This is a genomic window from Massilia sp. AB1, assembly GCF_018119385.1.
Lineage (GTDB): Bacteria > Pseudomonadota > Gammaproteobacteria > Burkholderiales > Burkholderiaceae_D > Telluria.
The window spans coordinates 1-2,719 of record NZ_JAGKSG010000098.1; the positions used below are offsets into that span (position 1 = coordinate 1).

At 62.6% G+C, this 2,719-nt stretch carries 3 protein-coding genes and 1 pseudogene; 2 read left to right on the top strand and 2 right to left on the bottom strand.

Annotation, left to right across the window (positions count from 1 at the left end; all coding sequences use genetic code 11):
- Window positions 1-314, top strand: a 314-nt coding sequence (locus J8847_RS23910; protein ID WP_211527184.1) for an IS1595 family transposase, incomplete at its 5' end; no start/stop codon positions are given.
- A gap of 19 nt (window positions 315-333) precedes the next feature.
- Here the strand turns inward: J8847_RS23910 and J8847_RS23915 are convergent.
- Window positions 334-1,440, bottom strand: coding sequence for an S-(hydroxymethyl)glutathione dehydrogenase/class III alcohol dehydrogenase (locus J8847_RS23915; RefSeq protein WP_211527185.1), 1,107 nt, complete (start codon window positions 1,438-1,440; stop codon window positions 334-336).
- 119 nt (window positions 1,441-1,559) lie between these two features.
- A complete protein-coding gene (locus J8847_RS23920; RefSeq protein WP_211527186.1) occupies window positions 1,560-2,198 on the bottom strand; it encodes an ANTAR domain-containing response regulator in 639 nt (212 codons plus the stop codon).
- 291 nt (window positions 2,199-2,489) lie between these two features.
- Between J8847_RS23920 and J8847_RS23925 the strand changes: the two are divergent.
- Window positions 2,490-2,719 (top strand): annotated as a pseudogene (locus J8847_RS23925) (hypothetical protein); the annotation flags it as partial.

Genomic DNA, 2,719 nt, shown 5'->3' on the forward strand with positions numbered 1-2,719 from the left:
ATCTACTGCCCGTGCTCGATCCGGACGTGCTGCTGGTGACCGATGCGCATGCCGCCTACCGGGCTTTCGCGCGCGAAGCCGGCATTTCTCACGAATGCGTCAACCTGCGCGCCGGCGAGCGCGTACGCGGAGCGATCCATGTACAAAACGTGAACGCCTACCACCGACGCTTCCGGCAATGGCTGGCGCGCTTTCACGGCGTCGCCTCGCGTTACCTGCCGAACTACCTGGGCTGGCAATGGGCGCTGGACGGCGCGCGCATCGCTTCGCCTGAGCGATTCCTACGAGCGGCGATGGGCCTCTTCCACACGTAACAGCGACAGCGCCAAGGAGTTAGAAGACGACGACCGAGCGGATCGACTCGCCCGATTTCATCAGGTCGAAGCCTTCGTTGATGCGCTCGAGCGGCAGGTGGTGGGTGATCAGGTCGTCGATATTGATCTTGTTTTCCATGTACCAGTCGACGATGCGCGGCACGTCGGTGCGTCCGCGCGCGCCGCCGAAGGCCGATCCCTTCCACACGCGCCCGGTGACCAGCTGGAACGGCCGGGTCGAGATTTCCTGCCCGGCGGCCGCCACGCCGATGATGATCGACTGGCCCCAGCCCTTGTGGCAGCACTCCAGTGCCTGGCGCATGGTGTTGACGTTGCCCACGCACTCGAAGCTGTAGTCCGCGCCGCCATCGGTCAGCTGGACGATGCTGTCGACCACGTTCTCGACCTTGGTCGGGTTGATGAAGTGGGTCATGCCGAACTTGCGCGCCATGGCTTCGCGTTCCGGGTTCAGGTCTACGCCGATGATCTTGTCGGCGCCGACCATCTTGGCCGCCTGGATCACGTTCAGGCCGATGCCGCCCAGGCCGAACACGACCACGTTGGCGCCCGCCTCCACCTTGGCGGTGAAGATCACGGCGCCGATGCCGGTGGTCACGCCGCAGCCGATGTAGCAGATCTTGTCGAAAGGCGCGTCCGAGCGCACCTTGGCCAGCGCGATTTCAGGAACCACGATGTAGTTCGAGAAGGTCGACGTGCCCATGTAGTGGTAGATCGGCTTGCCGTCCAGCGAAAAGCGGGAGGTCGCGTCCGGCATCAGGCCGCGGCCCTGGGTGGAGCGGATGGCCTGGCACAAATTGGTCTTCTGCGACAGGCAGAACTTGCACTGGCGGCATTCGGGCGTGTAGAGCGGAATGACGTGGTCGTCCTTGCGCAGGCTGGTCACGCCGGGGCCGACATCGACCACCACGCCCGCCCCCTCATGGCCGAGGATGGCCGGGAAAATGCCTTCCGGATCGGCACCCGACAAGGTGTAGTAGTCGGTGTGGCAAATGCCCGTGGCCTTGACTTCGACCAGCACTTCGCCCGCCTTCGGACCTTCGAGCTCGACTTCCTCGATCGTCAGCGGATGGCCCGCCTTCCATGCAATTGCTGCCTTGGTTTTCATGTTCTCTTCCTGTGACTCAAGAATGGATGAGCGGTCCGACTTGTCGAACCATAAAGTTGGACATGATAACAAGGCTGGCGCACGCGCGTGCGCCGCATAGCTGGAAAGAAAGCCTGTATTTACCGGGCGCGCAGCCGTTCGGCGATGGCGCCGTGCAGGGTGTTCATGGTTTCCTCGGCGCTCAGAATCTGCTCGGCGACCTCGCTCAGCTTGCGCCGCTGCGAACGGGCCTGGTCGCGCAGCACGTCGAAGGCGAGCTGGCGGTCGATGTGGAAACGCGCCATCAGCACGCCGACGGCGATGCTGGTCTCGCGCCCGGCCGCCAGGGCCGACGTCAGGCTGGCTTCGCTGCGGCGCAGGCGCCGGATGTCGTCGCCGCGCGCCAGCGCCGCTTCGAAGGCGGCCAGCAGGCGCGGCGCATCGACCGGCTTGACGACATAGCCGACCGCGCCCGCCTCTGCCGCCGCGCGTGCAGAATCGGCATCGTCGTTGGCGGACAGGAACAGGAAGGGAATATCGGTTTCTTCGCGCAGCAGGCGCGCCAGCTCCAGCCCCGACATGCCGGGCATGGCGATGTCGAGCATGGCCAAGGCCACATCGCGCCCGCGCTCTTCAATCGCGCGCAGCGCCTGGGCCGAGGTGCCGGCCTCAATTGTGTCGTAACCGGCGTGGCGCAACACCTCGCCCAGGTACTCGCGCAGCAAGGTGTCGTCGTCGACGATCAGGACCAGGCGACGCACCACGGCCGGGGTTTCCATGCTTGTTCTCCTATGAAAAACAGACGGCCATGCGGCGCTGCGGCCAGCCGGCGCCGTCTAAAAATGGTGCTTGAGAAAAAGAATAGCATGCAGCACAAATCTTGCGCGGAATCAACAGTGCGTTACATAGTTGTTACATTTCGTGTACACACAATTGAAATGTTGATTGCATATACAGAACTTTTCCAAATACACTGGATTTACCACATGTGCATATTTACAAGTGTGGAGACATCGTCCGTGGCCACGAGCTGCGGGCTTAAACAATAAGTATCAATACGGAGAAGATTCATGGTAAGTAAAGACACTCGCGCATCGAAGTCCCTTAGCATCTGCCTCACCGCTCTGATCGCAGCCGGCGTTTTCGGCAGCGCCCAGGCAGCAGCGCCTGATACCACCCGCGTCATCGTGGCCTTCAAGCCGGGCGCAGCCGCCAAGATGAAATCGGCTGTTGCCGCCGCCAAAGGTTCCGTCAAGCACGAAATCTTCGGCATGAACGCCATGGCCATCGAAGTTCCGGC